Source organism: Thermaurantiacus sp., assembly GCF_053487655.1.
This window is the reverse complement of sequence record NZ_JBRCLD010000064.1, coordinates 1-17,947: the sequence shown is the minus strand read 5'-3', so window position 1 is coordinate 17,947 and position 17,947 is coordinate 1. Positions and strand designations below refer to the sequence as shown.

Below are 17,947 nucleotides of genomic sequence, written 5' to 3'. Positions count from 1 at the left end.
CCGCCCGGCGGCACTGCCGGCACTGCAAGCGCTCCCGGGGCAGCGTTTATCAACGGTAGTCCACGACGGCGTCGCGCCGCAGGTCCCGGAGATAGCGCCGGGCCGCGCTGTTGACCCGCTCGTCGTTCATCTGGGCGTAGATGGCGTCGAACGAGGGCGTTCCCGAATTCGCGCTCGGGTCGTCCCGGCCGCACAGGACGAGGACGCGAAGCCCGTCGCGCTGCGAGCCGAACACGGGCGTCGCCCCGCCGACCGGCAGCTTGCCAACGATATCCTGGAGCGGCCCGGGCAGATCCCCGAGGCGGATGCTGTCGTTGGCGACAACCGAGCCGCCGATTTCCGCTGCAACTGCTTCCACCCGGCCACAGCCGCCCATGGACCGCGTGCGCGACTGGATCTGGTCGGCGAGCTGGCGCGCCCGGGCTTCGGTCGTGCCTTCGGGAAGGGCGACGGTGATCTGCTTCATGGAAAGGATCGCATCCGCCGGATTGGCAGCAAGAATCTGGCGCTTGTCGATAAGGGCGAGGACAGCAACACCGCCCGGGACGGCAATGGGATCGGAAATGGTGCCGCGCGGCATGCGCTGGATGACTTCGGCAAGCTCTGGAGAGAGCTGCTCAGCACGGACCCAGCCGAGGTCGCCGCCGACGGCTGCTGTCGAGGCTTCCGAGAACTGGCGGGCATAGGCAACGAAGCTTGCACCCGCGCGGATTGCCTGGACCATGCGGCTCGCATCCGCGAGGGCGCGCGGCATCTCGTCCGGGCTGGCGGAGAGGAAGATTTCGCCCACCCGATACTCGTCTTTCCCCTTGGACTCCTCAAGCTTCCGGATGATGGCAGCGACTTCCTCTTCTCCGACATTGATGAAGGGCTCGATGCGCTTGCGAAGCAGCCGTGACCAGGCGAGCTCGGCGCGGATTTGCTGCTTGATCGAGGCCGGCGACGAGCCCGACTGCCGCAGGAAGGCTGCAAACTGCTCAGGTGTCTGGCGGAAATTGGCGGCAACCCGCTGGTAGGCCTGCTCGACCTCGGCCTCCGAGACGGTGACTTCATTCTCGCTTGCCGCCTGGATCTGCAGCTTCTCATCGATCAGGTTGCGCAGCACCTGGACCTTCAGAATATCGCGCTCCTGGGCGGAAACCCGGCCCTGGTTGGCGGCGAGGACGAGGTTGAGGCGCTGGTCAACATCGGTGTCGGTGATGATGTCACCGTTCACGATCGCCGTCGCCTTGCGGACATTGGGCTCGAGCGTGCCGAGCACGACGAGTTCCGGCAGGTCCGCAAAGGCGCCGGAGCCGCGCAGGCCTGCCACCTGCTGACCACGGGCTTGTCCAAGAGGGAGGGCAAGGATGACAAGGAGCAAGAGGAAAGGGGCAAGCGTGCGCTCGGGCATGGACTGGGACTCATGTTCAACCTGCGCGGCCGGCCTGCTGCCGGGTCGCAGGATGCCAAGGCCTTAGCGGCCTCGATACCGAGATTCCATAGCGGCACGCGACTGAACGGCGGCTGCATGGCCCAAGGCCCTTACCGGCCGAGATTGGTCAGCCGGAAGGAGAAGGAAAAGCTGTTGCCCCTGGGCGCATTCAAATTGTCCACATAGTTGCGGCGCCAAGTGAAGCGGAAATCGAAGCATTCATCCGTGTAGATGAAGCCGACCCGATGGCGGATAGGCTGGAAGCCATCGTTGACGGTGGTGGGTTCTTCTGCTCTCGACGTCAGGTCAAGGATCATGGAGGCAAAGGCCGACCAGTAACGGAACAAGGCAACCTGGGTCCCGAACCTGAGCTCTTCCTGGTCAGCCAGGTCCTCAAGCGCGCTGTCGCGGTTGAAGCGAAGATAGCCGATGGTCGCAAATGTCCGGTCGGTGCCGAAGGAAAGGTCGAGTTCGCTGCGCCGGACGGTCAGGTCATCCTTGTCGAGCCGGATGCGCTGGGTGAGCGCCCCAAACCGCCCAGCCCGGAGCGTGAACCGGCCGACGATATCAGACATGCGATCCTCAAGGCCAGTTCCAACCGGGAATGGGCTCGCCTGCGGGGCGAAACGGAAGCTCTGGCCGATGTCGGCGGCGAGCGCGATGCCGGGGCGGGCCCAGTCCCAGGACAGGCCATAGGCGAGCCTCGCTCCCCCTTCCCACCGGTCAAAGCCCGGAAAGCGGTTGAAGGCAAAGAGGTTGGTATCCTCAAGCTCGATTGCGCGGCTGTCCTCATTTGGAATCTTGTCATTGCCGCTGAACGTGGAAGCAACGAACTGGATTCTTGGCGTCAGATTCTGGGTGCCAGCGCCTAGCGGGCCAACGAGCGGCCATTGCCAGTCGATGGCAATGAGCGGGACAATCCGGCCCTCGAGACCATCGGCGCCGGCATAGGCGGGATTGTCGGCAAATGCGCTGTCCTCCACATGGTAGCCATCAGCGCGAACGAGGCCAGAGACAGTCACGCGGTGCCCCATCGCTGTTGTGAACAGCCGCTCCCACTGGGCCTGGGCGAGGACACGGTTCATGTCCTGGCCGTCTTCGCGGAACAGGCTCAGTGCATTGGCATCCACTCGCACCCGCCCGCCAAGCGGGCGACCAGGTGCCCGCCAGGAAAGATCGAGCAGCGGCAGGACGGTCGGGACCTCGGCTGCAACCGCTGCAGGCGCGAGATCCTGGAAATACCAGCCGCGGGCGCCAATGTAGAGGGTGTTTGTCTGCCGCTCGAGGGCAAACGTGGTCCTGAGGGTGGTATCGTAGGTGAGCTCATAGCGGCCAGGAAAGGTGCGATCATTGGTGAGCCGGGCGGAGAAGGTCGAGCCCCAGCCATCCTGATGCTGCACGCGGCCATTGGCTTCGACCAAGCCGCGCAAGGCTTCCCGTCCGGATGAGATGATTTGGAAATTCTCGTTGAAGACCCGGCCTTCCGACCAGGTGGCAGCAAGCCTGGCACGGACCGGACCAGCTGTCAGCAAGTGGCGATACTCGAGATCAAGAAGTGGGTTTTCGCGCGAATAGATTCGGGCCGTGGTGGTAAGGTCACGATTGGGGCTGATCGCCCAATAGTAGGGGACTGCAACTTCGAAGCCAAGTTCGTTCGAGATTCGCAGATCAGGTGACAGGAGGCCGGACTGGTTCCGCAGCGCACTGTCGGGGTGGGAGAAGGTCGGCAAGCCGATCATGGGCACGCCAAGGACCAAGAACCGCGCCTGGCGGTAGTGGACGCGGCCTTCGGCCGAATCATGGCGGACCCGGACCGCGCGCACCGCCCACAGCGGCTGCTGCGGGCAGCCGGCATCATCGAGCACTTGGCATGGCGAGTAGATGGCCCGCTCGAGCCGGGACTCCGTGCCCATCCGGCTGGCATTCCGCGCGGCAAGGCGGCCGCCATCGGCAAGTACGACAAGGAGGTTTGCGATGGCCCCATCACGCAAGTCATCGCCAAGCGTCAATCGATCAGCGACAGCAACATTGCCGCGGGAATCGCCGATCCGCACTTGGCCGATGGCTTCGACCGTGCGCGCACGCCGGTCCCAGAGGATTTGGTCGGCAGTCAGCACCTGGTCGGCGCGGCGCAGGATGACATTGCCCGAGGCAATGACGCGGTCCTCGCGCTCCAGATAGACCAGCTCGTCGGCTGCGAAGCTGACCAGCTCGTCGTCCTCGGCGGCGGGCATGTCCGGCGCTCCTGCATCCGCCGGGACTAGCGGGCGTCTGGTCTCACTTGCTTCGGCTGTTGCCGCCGAGGCGGGCGCAGCTGTCATGAGCACAGCAGCGCCGATCAGCAACGGCAGCGTATTTCGGCACATCCCCATCTGTTCTGACGCTTTGCGGGCCGCGGGCGGGCAGCGCAAGACAGCCTATCATGCGCAAGAGCCGCTTCAGACTGGCAGGATACGCCGGGCCTTCGAAAAGTGGAGATAGCCGACATTGGCGCCGATCCGCCAGCCAGCACCGAGCCGGACGGGAACCAGGCGGACAGCATCGCGCTGGTAGTAGCCGAGCGAAACCCCGCCAATCAAATAGGCCCGGCCTTCGACGGCAGGATAGCGGCGAAACAGCTCCTCGGTGTCATGGAGGTCATAGACGAGGATGAAGACCGTCGAGGCATCGCCACCGACGTCCGGGCCGAACGAGGGTCCATGCCAGTAAACTTGCCTGCTGCCCTCCACTTTCGAATGGAGGGTTCCCTTGCCATAGCGGATGCCGAGCCCGAAGGCGCCCCCCCCTTCGCGGCCGACGACATAGCCGTTGGGTTGGCCGTTTTCGGCGAAGGCGCGCTCGATCGCCTTGGCAATGCCAGCGCTGCCCTTCCCGAATGCCTTCTCGGCAGCAGCGACGACTTCCTCAAGGCTGTAGGCGCCAGCCTTCGCGGAGGCAGCCGGTGTCGCTGACTGCCTGGCATGGAGCGGCGCCGCCAAGGCAAGGAGCAGGAACAGGAGGGATCTGAGCATTGCAGACATGGTCCAATCCCTTGGGGAGGCGAAGTGAATCGGGAGTGAATCTGTTGCTGGCTGGCCCGGTGTCTCCCTTCACGCCTCGGCAATGACCGGATTTCGCAGCAGCGGCAAGCCGCTGACTTCGACTTCCACCACATCGCCTGGAAAGAGGTAGAGTGGCGGCGTCCGCTTCTCTCCCACGCCAGCGCAAGTTCCAGTTGCGATGACGTCGCCAGGGCGGAGCTCGGTGAAGCTGCTGACATAGCTCACCAAAGTTTCGACATCGACGAGCATCAGCGCCGTTTCGGTCTGTTGCACGACTTGCCCGTTCACACGCGTTGTCAGCTGGTGGGCGCGCCAGTCCCCGAAGGCGGCAGGCGACAGGAGGGCAGGGCCGATGCTTCCTGAGCGGTCGAAATTCTTGCCTGGCGTGAACTGGGCCGTGTGGCGCTGCCAGTCCCGGACCGAGCCGTCCATGAAGCAAGTCCAGCCACCCACATGATCAAGCGCGCGTTCGCGCGGGATGTGCCGCCCTGCCCTGCCGATGACGAGCGCCAGCTCGCCTTCATAGTCGAGGCAGTCAGAGGCTTTCGGCTTCACGATCGCTTCTCCTGCGCGCACCAGCGAAGCCGGCGTACGCAGGAACAGCATGGGATGGGCGCTGGTTTCGCCGCGGCCCATCTCGTCGCGGTGGGCAGCATAGTTGACTGCAGCGCAGAAGATGCGCGCGTCTTTGGCCGGAAACCAGCTCATGCCGCCTGCGTGCGAGAGTCAACGAAGACGAGGCCCCGGGCAGTCGGCAACAGGCCGAGCGGAGCTTGGCCAAGCGCTGCCACAAGCTCAGGGCGCGAAATATCAAGTCCTCCCGCGTAGCTGCCATAGGCTGGCAGCAGCAGCCGCTCGCCAGCGAGGGCAAAGCAGCGACGGGCAGCCCCGTGACCGTTCAAGAGCCGCGTCTTGGGGTGGAAATGGCCGGAGATTTCCGGACCCTCTGCAGCCGGATCGGTGATATGGCGGAAGGCAATACCGGCGACCACGACATCGTCAGCGACGGCGCCGCCAAGCTGCCCGGCCGCCACGCCATCATGGTTGCCGGCAATCCAGGTCCAGGCAACCGCGCCGATCAGCTCGGCAAGCATCTGCCGCGCTTGCGCTGGCAGCCGGGCCGGGCCCAGCGGATCGTGGAAACTGTCGCCAAGCGCGAGGACGACGCGGGCACCGGTCTGCCGAATCGCGCGCTGAAGCCGAACCAAGGTATCGCAGCTGTCATAAGGGGGCAGCATCCAACCCCGGCGCGCCAATGCACTCCCCTTCTCAAGGTGAAGGTCAGCAACGGCAAGCAGGGCCTGCGCTGGCCAGTAGAGGGCGCCGCAGGCAAGCGGAACCAGCCGGTGGCCGCCGAGCAGGAGCGAATCCGTCATTGGGGGGAACATTGCGCGAACGCGTACCCATGTGCAAGCATCAGAAGCGGGTTTTCCAACCAGCCTCGAACTGGACTGCGCCGTCTCTTGTGCCTGGCGTGTCGGGCTGGTCGCCCTGGGCCCGAAGCTCGAGGCGAACATCGCCGAAACGGGTCGGCATTTCGGCGCCAACGGTTGCGAGAAGGAAGCGTTCGTTGTTTTTGGAAATGCGATAGCTCGGGCTTTCGCTCACATTGATGTTTACTTGCCGGATGGAGCCGTAGACGCGCCGGTTGCGCGCGTCCGTCACTGCAGCGTCGAATGTGAGGAGCCGGGTGTCGCCGTCGAGAGAAAAGCCGATCGGACGGCGATCATAAGTAAAGCCGCTCACATAGATGAAGTTATTGTAGAGGGAACCTGGGAACTTGTTGCCACCGAAGAAGTTGGAGGCAAGCGAGTCCACATATTCGATTCCCGCCGAGTAGACGGCGCCAGCCGTTCCAAGCGGGCCATGGAGGCGGCCGCCGCCGCGCCTTGCAAACTGCTCGATGACGATGTTGTCGGCATCTTCTGCGACCGTTTCGAAGAACAGCTTGCCACCGTGGCCAGCGCGGCCGATTCGGAAGCTGTAGGCAAGATCGAACCCGGCAAGCTGGTTGCCGGGCTCATCGGGCGTGCCTGTGTTGTCCGCATCGCCGAAGCCGACGAAGGCAAGAGCGAAAATGCGTGCATCGCAGGGACGTCCGCGGCCGCAAAGCTGCATGGCCCGGTTGAGGCCGACGCTCAATCCGGGGGCGGGCGCGAATGCAAGCCGCATGCCAATGACGGCCGTGTTCGCAAAGTCGCGCTCTTCGTTGAGGACTCCCCCGAAGATATCGAATCCGACTGGCCCGAGCCACCGCAGAACAGGTGCCCTGAGAGGCCGCGGCTCCAGCACCTTGAAGCCGATCTTCGGGAAAGGCCGTGCGGATGTTGAGAAGAGAAGCCCGCCCTCCTCGCTTGGGCCCCAGTAGGTCTCGACATGGCCGCCATAGAAGGCCCAATTGCCGATGGGCACGGCAGCATAGAGCGGCCGCAGCTGGACCCCGCCGCCTTGCGCGGTTGCCGGTGTGTCGCCGGGCTTGATGTAGCTTGCACCCCAGCCGAGGGTGATCCAGTCCAAATCATGCTCGGCGCCGACTTCCATGTCGACTTGGCCGCGAGCACTCTCCTGGAAGCCGCGCACCAGCGCTGGGGCGTTGGCTACGGTCATTTCCGCCCGGAACCGGTTTTTCTTTCGGTTGTAATCGGAAAGCGCCTTCACGCGCCGGACGGCTGCTGCAACGCCTGGCGGCAGCGCCAGGCCGTCTGCACGCGCGAGACCACGATCGATCTGCGCCCAGGGCAGCGGCCAGCTGCCCATCGGGCCAGAAATCAGGCCGTTGGAGCGCATGAGCTCGATATCGGCGCGAAGACGGGCATCGCCGGGCTCCGCCCAGGGGCCGGCTGCAGCCGGGGCTGTGAGCGTGAGCAGCATGGTGGCAAGCGCAACCCGCATGCTCAGACCATGGCGTTGGCAAGCGCCAGCGCGCGGGCGTCATCGACGTCGAGCCAGAAGGCATCCCCGATGTCGGTTGCCTGGGCGCGACCGGCAGCCGCAAGCGCCTGCACGCCGTCGGTCAGAGCCGGGGACACGAGGGCCGATAACGCTGCCACAAGAGACGGGCCTATGAGGAAGGCGCCGCAGTCATAGGCATCATAGACCCTGAGCGACTTGCCGATGTCCATGATCCGGTTCCCCCGGGTGCGGACACGAGTCACATCCGCTTCGTCGATTGCCGGATGCCCGAGGCGTCGGTCGACTGCAAGCGCAAGGCCGCCTGCAGGCTGGCCCCCTTGGATGAGGCGGTGAAGGAGTGCAGGCGCGACCAGATGGTCCGCCATGAAGAGGAGGGTGCCTTCTGCGACATGATCGCGGGCGGCAAGCAGCGACACGCCGTTGGGAGCTTCTGCCCACCGCGGATTGGGAACCACGGCAACAGCAGGAAGGGCAGAAAGCGCTGCCGCAATCTCGTCGCCGGCGTAACCAGTGACCACTGTGACAGGCCCGACACCGGCGGCCCGCAGGGACTCGATTGCGTGGAAGATGAGGGGCTTGCCCGCGACCGTTGCCAGTGGCTTGATGGGGGCCTGGTTACGCAACCGGGTCCCTGCGCCGGCAGCAAGAAGGATGGCAGGGCGCGGCACGGCCGGCGGGATGGAGGCGTCAGTGGGTCGCGTGGGGGCTGCCGCCGCGCAGGAAGGCCTCGATTGCTGCCTCGGCCTCTTCATCCCGCAGTTGGGCGGGCGGATGCTTACACCACGCTGCTGAAGGACCGGCAAGGACACCGCCAATGCCGCGGTCGAGTGCGATCCGGGCAGCGCGGATCATGTCGATTGCAACACCCGCACTGTTCGGACTGTCTTCAACCGACAGACGGAGCTCGATGTTCATCGGGACACCCCCGAAAAGGCGGCCTTCGAGGCGGACGAAGGCAACCTTGTTGTCCTTCTGCCAGGCGACATAGTCGGACGGGCCGACATGGATGTCATCAGAATCGAGCCGGTGCTCGGCGGCCGCCTGCACCGCTTCAGTCTTCGATCGCTTCTTGCTCTTGAGCCGGTCGCGATTGAGCATGTTGAGGAAGTCCGTGTTGCCGCCGGTGTTGAGCTGGTAGGTACGATCAAGGCGCACGCCGCGGCGTGCGAACAGGTCTGCAAGCGTGCGATGCAGGATGGTGGCGCCAAGCTGGGCCTTGATGTCATCACCGATGAGCGGAAGCCGGGCTTCAGCGAAGCGGCGGGCCCAGCCCGGATCGCTTGCAATGAAAACTGGCATGGCGTTCACGAACGCAGCGCCAGCACGCAGCGCGGCCTCGGCGTAGAAGGCAGCGGCCTGTTCGCTGCCGACGGGCAGGTAGTTCACCAGCACCTGGGTCTCGGCCCGCCGCAGCAGTTCGGCAGCCTCGCGCAAGCTGGGCTGGGGAAGATCGGCAATACGAAAGCTGCGCTCGGGCGGGGCCTCGAGCATATGGGCGGAGACGCCATCGAGCACGGGACCCATGGCGACAATCGCACCGGTTGGCGCGACATGGGTGCAGAAAGTGGTGGTGCAGTTGGGCGGCGCGAAAATGGCGTCAGCGACATCCAAACCAACCTTGCGCGGATCAACATCGAAGGCCGCAACGATCCGGATGTCCTTCGGCCGGTAGCCGCCCATGTCCCAGCGGCTGAGACCGATGGCCTCGTTGGCGCCGCCATTGCTGTAATGGGCGATGCCCTGCACCAAGGAACTGGCGCAGTTCCCGACCCCGGCAAGCGCGACATTGATAGCCAAGGCTGGCATCCTCTTCCTGGTGGCCGCAGCAGGCGCTGCGTTGACACACAAGTGAAATTTTCGCGCGTTCAGCTACCCTGCCGGCCCGACTTGGGCAAGAAAGCATAGCGCGTGACCTCCAGATTTCGGCGCACAGATGGCGCCTCCCGGCGAAGGAACGCAAGAAGCCCGCGCAGGAACCGCCAGTGGGCAACAGCGAAGGTGACAGCTGCATAGGCAAGGAGCACGAGAAACCCCTGCCACCACAGCCCGGCAAGACCGAAGGGAAGAAGGGTCCAGAAGAAGGTGTTCCGCCGCCCGGCGATGAGCCGGAATCGGCGTTCGAAACTGCCCCAGTCGTCGAGCTGACGGCCCGTGATGCGGCGGAAAATCTCGCCATGCACAGCCTCAAGAAAGGCAAAGAGGATGAGTGCGAAAGCTGCAAGCATGGCGGCAAGGCCATGGCCGACGCCTGCGAACCAGAAGCCAAAGGCTGCAAACCAGCCATATTCGAGCAGCTTGTCGAGCACATGCTCAAGATCGCCCCAGCGCGAGAATTCGATCCGGGTGCGGGCAAGCTTGCCGTCGACTCCATCGAGCGGGCCGATCACCAGGATGAGGAGAAGCGCCGACAGAAGCGCACCGGAGGCGATAAGGGCAAGGGCAACAACACCGAGGAGCGCAGTTGCAAGCGTGACCATGTTCGGCGTGACGGGTGTGGGCCACAGCAGCCGGACCAGCGCATTCTCAATCGGCGGGTGGAGAAACCTGGCTGGCCAGTCGAGACATCCTTTCTGGGCAGCAGCGAGAAGCTGCTGCTCCGCCTCGGCCCGGCCGCCAGCCGCAGCCGGTTTAGCCCAGACGAACGGAACCTTGCGACGCCGGCCTTCCGAATAGGTCGACAGCGACTCGACGGGAACCAGCGCTGCACCGCCAGCAAGGGCGGCGCGCAGCAAGGTGGCAACGGGCTCCCACTCCGGGTGCCGGGCAAGCGCTGCTGCTGCCTCTTTGGCCGGCAGGCGCGCAACCGAAGCCCAGTGCTCGCTGCTGCCAATGCGCTCGGCACCGGGCGGCGGGTCGCAGTCAAACACCAGCACGCGTCCCCCCTCCCCCTCGGCAGCGATCGATTCGACCAAACGCTCATCGACCACGGCTCCCGGCTCGAGCAGCAGCAGGTCTGCCTGCGCATGGGAGAGCTGGGTTGCAAGCGCCGCCGAATCGCTCAGCTGCGTGACTGGGCCTTGTCGTGAGAGCCGCCTTTCAAGCTCGGCTGGCAAGGGCGGGGAGACGATGAGCACAGCATGCGCGCCAGCGCGCAAGGCAAGGCGGACCTGGCGTTCAAGAATGGTCTGGCCAGCGACATGCTGCAGGCCGGACCGACGCTCGCCAGGCACGGCATCGCCAGCTGACACAAGGGCGAGGAGGCGCGATGTGCTAGCCATGGCCGGCGCGCCCTTAGGACCGGGCGCGTCGGCTTGCCAAGGCACGCCTGCTCGGCAAGGCGGTGCTGCGTGACCACCCTTCGCCCTCCGCTGCCCGATCCGCGCGCCATTGAGGTGCCGTCGAATCGGTTCCTTCTGCATCCGCTTGCCGACCGGCTGGTCGGGCCGGCGATCGCTGCCGGATTGAGCGCCAACATGGCAAGCCTCGCCGGGCTTGCAGTCGGGCTCGCCGCAGCGCTCGCCTATTTCCACTGGCAGGACTGGCGGCTGGCGGTCGCTGGCTGGGTCCTGATGCTTCTCTGGCACCTGCTAGACGGGCTTGATGGCCGGATTGCCCGTGCAACCGGCACCGCTTCGCCCTTCGGTCGCTTTCTCGACGGCTTCGCCGACTATGGTGTGTTCGTGCTGGTGCATGTGGCGCTGGCCTTGTCCTTGCCCGACCCGGTGGCCGCGCTTGCGTTAGCGATTGCAGCGGGGCTTGCCCATGCCGTCCAGTCCGCCTTTTATGAAGCGCGCCGGGCGATGTGGTACCGGCGGCTGGCCGGCCTAGTCTGCGTGCCGCCGAGAACGGCTGCTGGCGGCGTTATCGAGCGGCTCTACAATGCGATGGAGGCTCGGCTGGGTCACCAGGCGACGGCCTTCGACCATCGGCTTGCTGCCGCCGGCCCCGACATGCGGCTGCGGCTTGTCATGCGATGGGCGCGGACGGCGCTTCCGGCGATGCGGCTGCTGTGGCTTCTGAGTGCCAATGCCCGCACCCATGTCATCCTTGTCGCTTGTCTGCTTGGCAACCCGCGCCTGGCATGGTGGTGGGAACTGCTGGTGCTGACGCCAATTGCCTTGCTTTGCGCCCGCGTGCTGGGGCGGGCTGAGCGGCTGGATGAAGCCGAAGGGGCTCCGACGGTTGCAGGCCCGCCACCTGCCGCCTAATCCCCAAAATTCTGGCGCTGGGAATGAAGGGCATGGAAAGAGCGCAGCGTATCCCTGTGCTGGCAGTGATTGCCGCCCTCCTCAGCCTCGCCTGGATCGCCTTTGCGCTTTCCGAGCCCGGGGTGGCGGCAGCGCTTCGGGCTGGGCCTTCGGCGGCAACCCTCCTCGACCTCGCAACAAAAGTTCTTGTTGTGCCAGCGCTCCTGTTTGCCATCGCCGCGGCATTCCGCCGGGCTGAGGTGGTGGTGCAACAGGATCTCATCGCGGCAGCCCAAGGAACAGAGTCGGAAGCAGTGGCGACTGCCGGCGCGCTGGCGGCCCGGCTCGCGGCGGCAAGGGAGATGCTCGCGCTTGATATCGCTGCCGTTGAAGCGCTGACCAGCACGCTTGAGGAGCGCGCAGGAGCAGCGGCTGCACAGCTTCGCGACGCAACTGCTGCTGCCGACAGGATATCCGAAGTGGCACAGAGGCTCGATGCAAGCGTAAGTGGTGGACTTGCCGCAACTGGGGAGCTCACCGCTGCCCTCTCAAGCCTCGCCGGGAATATCGAAGCCCAACGTGGCCTGCTGGTGCAGGCGGGAGATGATCTTGCCGCCATGGGCGAGCGCCTGGCAGGGATCCAGGCCGATGCAGTCGCCCGGCATGCAGCGCTAACGCAAGCAACGGATGCAAGCGCTGCAGCACTTGCAAACGAGACAGCGCGGATTGCCGCCGACGCCGAAACTGCGATGGCGCTCGCCCAGGATGCCGCCAGGACGCTTTCAGGCGCGATTGCTGAGCACCGGGCAGCAATGGAGCAGACGACTGCCGAAGCGCGAGCCACTGTGGCTGCGATCGGCTCGGAAGCAGCGCGAGCGCTCGGGCGGCACTTGGATGTTCTGGTCGGCCAGGCGCGGGAGCTTGAGGCGCGGATCGCCGGGCAGGCGGGTGCCACCGAGGAGCTGGTCAAGGCCGCAGATCAGGGCTTCCAGATTCTCGACAAGCGGCTCGCGCACACGACTGCGACGACCGGGCAAACACTCGACCAGCTCCAGGCCCGCATCCAGGCGGCAGCCGCAGCAATCGATGCGCTGGCGGAACCAGTGCGGACTGGCCGCGCCACTGTTGGTGAACTCGACCAGGCGATAGGCGGCGTGCGCGAGACAGCGCTCGCCGTGACGGATCTTCTGGCCGGCACTCTGCCGCAGCAGGCGGTGGCGGCTGCGGCGGCAGCGGAAACCCTGGGCCGTCAAGTGCGCGACCTGCTCGATGCGATCGAACGTGCCCATGCCCGGGCCGAGGCGCTCGCCGACCCGGTTGCGAACAGCCGCGCCGTGGTCGAGGAGGCGACCCGCCGGTTCGAGGCCCAACGTGAGGCTGTGCAGATTGCCGGCGAAGCCCTGGTCGTCGAGCTTGAGCAGGCGCGCCAGCTGGTTGCGGAAGTGGAGCGGACGACGGAGGCAAGCTCGCTGGCGGCGGCCACCCGGCTTGTCGATGCCCTGAGCCGAGTCCGGGATGTTTCCGCCCAAGCGACGGGAACCATGCGCGAGATGCTCGAAGGCGTGGTTGCCGAGGCGCGCGAGGCACTCGGCAAAGCCGCACAGGAGTCGCTCGAGGCTGGCTTTGTCAAGCCGATTGCCGAGCAGGCAGCAGCTGCCGAGGCGAGCGCGCGGGCCGCGGCCGAACGTTCGGCACAAGCGCTTGCCGGGCTTGCGCAAGCGCTCAAGCTTGTCGACACAAAGGCGCAAGAGCGGTTCCGCGAGCTTGCCGACCTTGGCACCCGCGAGCTGGTGGCAGCTGCACAGCTGCTGACGGACCGGATGGCAGCCGAAGCTGTCACCATTGCCTCAGCCCTCGGCCGGGAAATGGATGCCGAGGACTGGGCGAAATGGCGCATGGGCGAACGGGGCCTGTTCCATCGTCGGGCGCTGGCGCTCCTGGACAAGCGGGAAGCCAAGGCCCTGAAGGCGCTGGTGGCAAGAGACCCGGAGTTTGCAAGCGCTGCGCGCCGCTTGACAGCCGGGTTCGAAGCCATGGTGGCGCGGCTGGACAGCGGCGAGCCGACGGGCCTCGCCGCCATCCTCCGCTCATCCGAGGTCGGGCGGCTGGCGGCAGCGCTGGCCGAGGTGCTCGAGGACTAGGGCCGCAAGACGGCCCGGCAGGGAGGCGGACAGGCGGGCTAGTTCCTTGCCCGGTCCACCAGCTTGGTCCTGGCGATCCAGGGCATCATGGCGCGCAGCCGCTCGCCCACCTCCTCGATCGGGTGGGCGTTCTGGAGCTTCCTTGCGGCTTTCAGGCGCGGGCTGCCGGCGCGATTGTCGGTGATGAAGTCGGCGACGAAGCGGCCCTTCTGGATATCGGCCAGCACCCGCTTCATCTCCGCCTTCGTCTCCTCGGTGATGATGCGCGGGCCGGTTGCATAGTCGCCAAATTCGGCAGTGTTGGAAATGGAGTAGCGCATGTTGGCAATCCCGCCTTCATACATGAGGTCGACAATGAGCTTCACTTCGTGGAGACATTCGAAATAGGCCATCTCGGGCGCATAGCCAGCCTCAACGAGCGTCTCAAACCCGGCCATGATGAGGTGCGAGAGACCGCCGCAGAGCACCACCTGCTCGCCGAAGAGGTCGGTCTCACACTCCTCGCGGAAGTTGGTCTCGATAATGCCCGAGCGGCCGGCGCCGAGTGCGGACGCGTAGCTGAGGGCCAAGTCCATCGCGTTACCGCTGGCATTTTGGGCGACGGCCACGAGCGCGGGAACGCCGCCGCCCTTCTGATATTCCGAGCGCACCGTGTGGCCGGGGCCCTTGGGCGCGACCATGAAAACGTCGAGATCAGGGCGCGGCTCAATAAGGCCGAAGTGGATGTTGAGCCCATGAGCAAAGGCAAGCGCGGCACCTTCCCGCATGTGAGGCTTGAGGTCTGTTTCCCAGATGGCGGCCTGATGCTCATCAGGCGCGAGCATCATCACAATGTCCGCCCATTGCGCGGCTTGCGCGTTTGTCATCACGGTGAAGCCAGCGGCGCGCGCCTTCTCGGCCGTCGCGGAGCCAGGCTTCAGCGCTGTTGCAACCTCGGCAACCCCGGAATCGCGAAGGTTGGCCACGTGGGCATGGCCCTGCGAACCATAGCCGATGACGGCCACCTTCTTTGCCCGGATGAGCGCCAGATCGGCATCGGACTCATAGAAGACACGCATGGTTCCCCCAGTCTCTTCAAAGAAAATCTAGGCCGGCCCGGCGCCGCGGGCCATGGCGGCGACGCCAGTGCGGGCGACTTCGACGAGGCCGACCTCGCGCATGAGGGCGATGAACTGGTCGACCTTCTGCGTCGAGCCGGAAATCTCGAAGATGAAGCTCGATGTTGTGGTGTCCACGGGGCGGGCGCGGAAGATGTCGGCAAGGCGCAGGGCTTCGACACGCGCATCGCCTCTGCCGGCTACCTTGACGAGGGCAAGCTCGCGCTCGACGTGGGGGCCGGCTTCCGTCAGGTCGGTGACGGAGTGCACGGGGACCAGCCGCTCCAGCTGGGCGTGGATCTGGTCAATGACACGGCGCGGGCCCGTCGTCACGATGGTGATGCGAGAGACCGCGTGATCGGGCGAGACATCAGCGACGGTCAGCGACTCGATGTTATAGCCGCGCGCCGAGAAGAGGCCGGTGATCCGCCCCAGCACGCCGGCCTCATTGTCGACGATGACGGAGAGCGTGTGGCGCTCGGATGGCTCCTGCGCCCGCGTCATGCCGAAAGGGATGCAAGCATGCAGCGGACCTGCCGGGGGACCACCGCCGAAGCCAAGACATTGCCGAGGGCAAGAAGCACAAAGACCAGGATCGTGAACATCTTGCGATCGGAGACGAGGCCGAGCTTCATCACTGTCAGCCCGATCTGAGAGCCCAGCGCCAAGAGAAGACCAGCGTAAGACCAGACCATGGCGGTTGCATGCCCTTCGAGCAGGCCGCGTTGCTGACGCACGACCACTCGCCAGATCGCCCACACCCCAGCCGGCACCGTGACGAGCACGATCAGGCTGAAGATCAGGAAGGGCAAGAAGCGGCCATATTCCAGGGTGACGAGAAGGCCTGTGAGCGCCGCACCCAGCATGGCAGCACAATAGGACCAGCCAGGGAACCGGTGGCGAACGCTGCCCTTGGGGTTGGCGAGAGTCATGGCGCCCAGGAGGAGCGCAGCGCTCGCCAGCGCGAGATAGAGGCCGATCATGGCAGTCATTGCACCCGCCCCTTTCTGCCGTGCCCCGCGCGTATCAGACCAGCGCCTCGGCGCTACTGTCGAGTTCGCCTGCAACATCGGCTTGCGAAAGCAGCATTTCGGTGTGGGCAGCACCGCTTGGGATCATCGGGAAGCAATTGGCGTGGCGTCTCACCCGGCAATCGACGAAGACGGGGCCCGGGTGAGCGAGCATGGCCGCAATCGCGGGGTCCAGCTCCTCTTCGGTCTCAATGCGGATGCCCTTCCAGCCGAAGGCCTCGGCCAGTTTCACAAAATCAGGAAGGGCAGCCGTATAACTTTCGGCATGGCGGCCTTCGTAGGTCAGATCCTGCCACTGGCGGACCATGCCCATATACTCGTTGTTGAGAACAAACACCTTGACTGGAAGCCGATATTGGACGGCAGTCGACATTTCCTGCATGTTCATGAGGATGGAAGCCTCGCCGGCGATGTCGACCACAAGCTTGCCCGGGAAAGCGACCTGGGCACCGATTGCAGCCGGAAGGCCATAGCCCATGGTGCCAAGCCCGCCCGAGGTGAGCCAGCGGTTCGGCTTCTCGAAGTGGAAATGCTGAGCAGCCCACATCTGGTGCTGGCCGACTTCGGTGGTGATGATGGGGTCGAGATGGGCGGTTGCTTCCCGCAAGCGGACGATTGCGTGCTGGGGCTCGATTTCCGGGCCCTGCTGGTTGAAGGCAAGGCAATCGAGGGCGCGCCAGCCGCGGATCCGGTTCCACCATTCCTCGGACACCGCCGGCCTCAAGCCCCGGCTCTTCCAGATCTTGACCATGTCGTCGAGGACATGGCCAACGTCGCCTTCAATCGGAAGATCCACCCTCACCGTCTTGTTGAAGGAGGAAGGGTCAATATCGACATGGATCTTGCGGCTGCCGGGCGAAAAACCGTCCAGCCGGCCAGTGACACGATCGTCGAAGCGGGCGCCAAGGCAGAGCATCAAGTCGCACTGGTTCATGGCCATGTTGGCTTCAAAGGTGCCGTGCATGCCGAGCATGCCGAGGAACTGCGGCGACGAGGCGGGAAAGGCGCCAAGGCCCATGAGAGTCGATGTGACAGGAGCACCCGAAAGCCTGGCAAGCTCACGCAGTTTCGCGCTAGCAAGAGGACCAGCGTTGATGATGCCACCCCCGGTGTAAAGAATGGGTCGCTCTGCGGAAGCCAGCATTTCCGCAGCAGCGGCAATGGCGTCAAGGTCACCCTTGAGGCGTGGACGATAGCTCTTGTGGGCGATGGCACCCGGCCGCCGGTAGCGCGCGCGGGCGACTTGCACATCTTTCGGGAGATCGATGACAACCGGGCCTGGCCGGCCGGTGGTGGCAATATGGAAGGCTTCGTGCACCACCTCGGCAAGCCGTGCCGTCTCTTTCACGAGATAATTGTGCTTCGAGCAGTGGCGGGTGATCCCGACGGTGTCGCACTCCTGGAAGGCATCCGAGCCGATGAGGTGGGTTGCGACTTGGCCAGTGATGACGACGATGGGGATCGAATCCATGAGGGCATCCGTGATGCCGGTGACGGCATTGGTGGCACCAGGACCGGAAGTGACGAGCACCACGCCCGGCCTGCCCGATGCCCGGGCATAGCCTTCGGCCGCATGGACTGCGCCCTGCTCATGGCGCACTAGGATGTGGCGGATGCGCTTCTGGCGGTGGAGCGCGTCATAGACAGGAAGGACCGCGCCGCCGGGATAGCCGAAGATGACCTCGACCCCGAGGTCCGACAGGGCCTCGAGCAGGATCTCTGCACCCGACAGGTCGCGGCCTGACATGGATCACTCCTTCGCACATGCGGCAATGGCCGCGAAGGCGGGCTGGCTAGGGAGCGAATCGCAGACTGTCAACGCGCGCGGAATCGCTTCGTGACAGGGCGTTATCTGAGACCGCAACAAGATTCCGACCGCGCGCCGGGAAGTTGCAGCGTCTGTTGCCCGGCCGCCACGGGTCAGGCGGCAAGCGCCTCCCGCCGCCGCCGCAGCGCGCCGCCGACCAGCCCGAAGCCGGCGATCATCATCGCCCAGCTTGCCGGTTCGGGCACGACCGCGATTCCGACCAGCCTGCCGATCTGGACCGAAAGTGCCTGCTGCACCGCGCGGGTGACGTGAATGCCGTCGAACGAGAGGAAGCCGGTGCAGTCGATTCCCGGCCCTGGCGGAACCGCAGCAAGGCAGGGGGTGACGAGATCGAGGCCGGCGGGCAGGCCATAGA

General features: G+C 65.3%; 16 protein-coding genes. 2 read left to right on the top strand and 14 right to left on the bottom strand.

Features of this window, described 5'->3' with window-relative positions; all coding sequences use genetic code 11:
• Nucleotides 1-49: 49 nt before the first annotated feature.
• The 9 genes from ACWIQA_RS06820 to ACWIQA_RS06780 form a co-directional block, all read right to left on the bottom strand.
• Nucleotides 50-1,393, bottom strand: a complete 1,344-nt coding sequence (locus tag ACWIQA_RS06820; protein WP_448582318.1) for a peptidylprolyl isomerase — start codon at nt 1,391-1,393, stop codon at nt 50-52.
• 131 nt (nt 1,394-1,524) lie between these two features.
• Nucleotides 1,525-3,648 carry an LPS-assembly protein LptD gene (locus ACWIQA_RS06815; RefSeq protein WP_448582317.1) on the bottom strand — a complete coding sequence of 708 codons (2,124 nt, stop codon included), beginning with the start codon at nt 3,646-3,648 and terminating at the stop codon, nt 1,525-1,527.
• 204 nt (nt 3,649-3,852) lie between these two features.
• Nucleotides 3,853-4,434, bottom strand: a complete 582-nt coding sequence (locus ACWIQA_RS06810) for an EipA family protein (RefSeq protein WP_448582316.1) — start codon at nt 4,432-4,434, stop codon at nt 3,853-3,855.
• A 69-nt stretch (nt 4,435-4,503) separates the two neighbouring features.
• Nucleotides 4,504-5,163: a fumarylacetoacetate hydrolase family protein gene (locus tag ACWIQA_RS06805; protein WP_448582315.1), complete on the bottom strand. Its 660-nt coding sequence runs from the start codon at nt 5,161-5,163 to the stop codon at nt 4,504-4,506.
• Nucleotides 5,160-5,831 (bottom strand): ligase-associated DNA damage response endonuclease PdeM, encoded by a 672-nt coding sequence (gene pdeM / locus ACWIQA_RS06800; protein WP_448582314.1) that lies wholly within the window; start codon nt 5,829-5,831, stop codon nt 5,160-5,162. Before pdeM ends, ACWIQA_RS06805 begins: the two co-directional genes overlap by 4 nt.
• Nucleotides 5,832-5,871: 40 nt before the next feature.
• Nucleotides 5,872-7,347: a capsule assembly Wzi family protein gene (locus ACWIQA_RS06795; RefSeq protein WP_448582313.1), complete on the bottom strand. Its 1,476-nt coding sequence runs from the start codon at nt 7,345-7,347 to the stop codon at nt 5,872-5,874.
• A 2-nt stretch (nt 7,348-7,349) separates the two neighbouring features.
• Nucleotides 7,350-8,036 (bottom strand): phosphocholine cytidylyltransferase family protein, encoded by a 687-nt coding sequence (locus ACWIQA_RS06790; protein ID WP_448582312.1) that lies wholly within the window; start codon nt 8,034-8,036, stop codon nt 7,350-7,352.
• 19 nt (nt 8,037-8,055) lie between these two features.
• Entirely contained in the window at nt 8,056-9,174 is a 1,119-nt protein-coding gene (locus ACWIQA_RS06785; protein ID WP_448582311.1) for an inositol-3-phosphate synthase, read from the bottom strand.
• A 59-nt stretch (nt 9,175-9,233) separates the two neighbouring features.
• Nucleotides 9,234-10,586, bottom strand: a complete 1,353-nt coding sequence (locus tag ACWIQA_RS06780; RefSeq protein ID WP_448582310.1) for a CDP-alcohol phosphatidyltransferase family protein — start codon at nt 10,584-10,586, stop codon at nt 9,234-9,236.
• A 69-nt stretch (nt 10,587-10,655) separates the two neighbouring features.
• On the opposite strand from ACWIQA_RS06780, the gene ACWIQA_RS06775 reads away from it, so the two are divergent.
• Nucleotides 10,656-11,516 carry a CDP-alcohol phosphatidyltransferase family protein gene (locus tag ACWIQA_RS06775; protein ID WP_448582309.1) on the top strand — a complete coding sequence of 287 codons (861 nt, stop codon included), beginning with the start codon at nt 10,656-10,658 and terminating at the stop codon, nt 11,514-11,516.
• 32 nt (nt 11,517-11,548) lie between these two features.
• Nucleotides 11,549-13,636 (top strand): hypothetical protein, encoded by a 2,088-nt coding sequence (locus ACWIQA_RS06770; RefSeq protein WP_448582308.1) that lies wholly within the window; start codon nt 11,549-11,551, stop codon nt 13,634-13,636.
• Between the two features lie 38 nt (nt 13,637-13,674).
• On the opposite strand, the gene ilvC is transcribed toward ACWIQA_RS06770, so the two are convergent.
• From ilvC to ACWIQA_RS06745, 5 genes are all read right to left on the bottom strand, one after another.
• Nucleotides 13,675-14,694: a ketol-acid reductoisomerase gene (ilvC, locus tag ACWIQA_RS06765; protein ID WP_448582307.1), complete on the bottom strand. Its 1,020-nt coding sequence runs from the start codon at nt 14,692-14,694 to the stop codon at nt 13,675-13,677.
• A gap of 27 nt (nt 14,695-14,721) precedes the next feature.
• Nucleotides 14,722-15,237: an acetolactate synthase small subunit gene (gene ilvN, locus ACWIQA_RS06760; RefSeq protein ID WP_448582306.1), complete on the bottom strand. Its 516-nt coding sequence runs from the start codon at nt 15,235-15,237 to the stop codon at nt 14,722-14,724.
• Nucleotides 15,234-15,725, bottom strand: coding sequence for a DUF2306 domain-containing protein (locus tag ACWIQA_RS06755; RefSeq protein ID WP_448582305.1), 492 nt, complete (start codon nt 15,723-15,725; stop codon nt 15,234-15,236). Before ACWIQA_RS06755 ends, ilvN begins: the two co-directional genes overlap by 4 nt.
• 34 nt (nt 15,726-15,759) lie before the next feature.
• Nucleotides 15,760-17,511: an acetolactate synthase 3 large subunit gene (locus ACWIQA_RS06750; protein WP_448582304.1), complete on the bottom strand. Its 1,752-nt coding sequence runs from the start codon at nt 17,509-17,511 to the stop codon at nt 15,760-15,762.
• Nucleotides 17,512-17,684: 173 nt separating this feature from the next.
• Nucleotides 17,685-17,947: PEPxxWA-CTERM sorting domain-containing protein (locus tag ACWIQA_RS06745; RefSeq protein ID WP_448582303.1), on the bottom strand; the 263-nt coding region annotated here is incomplete at its 5' end.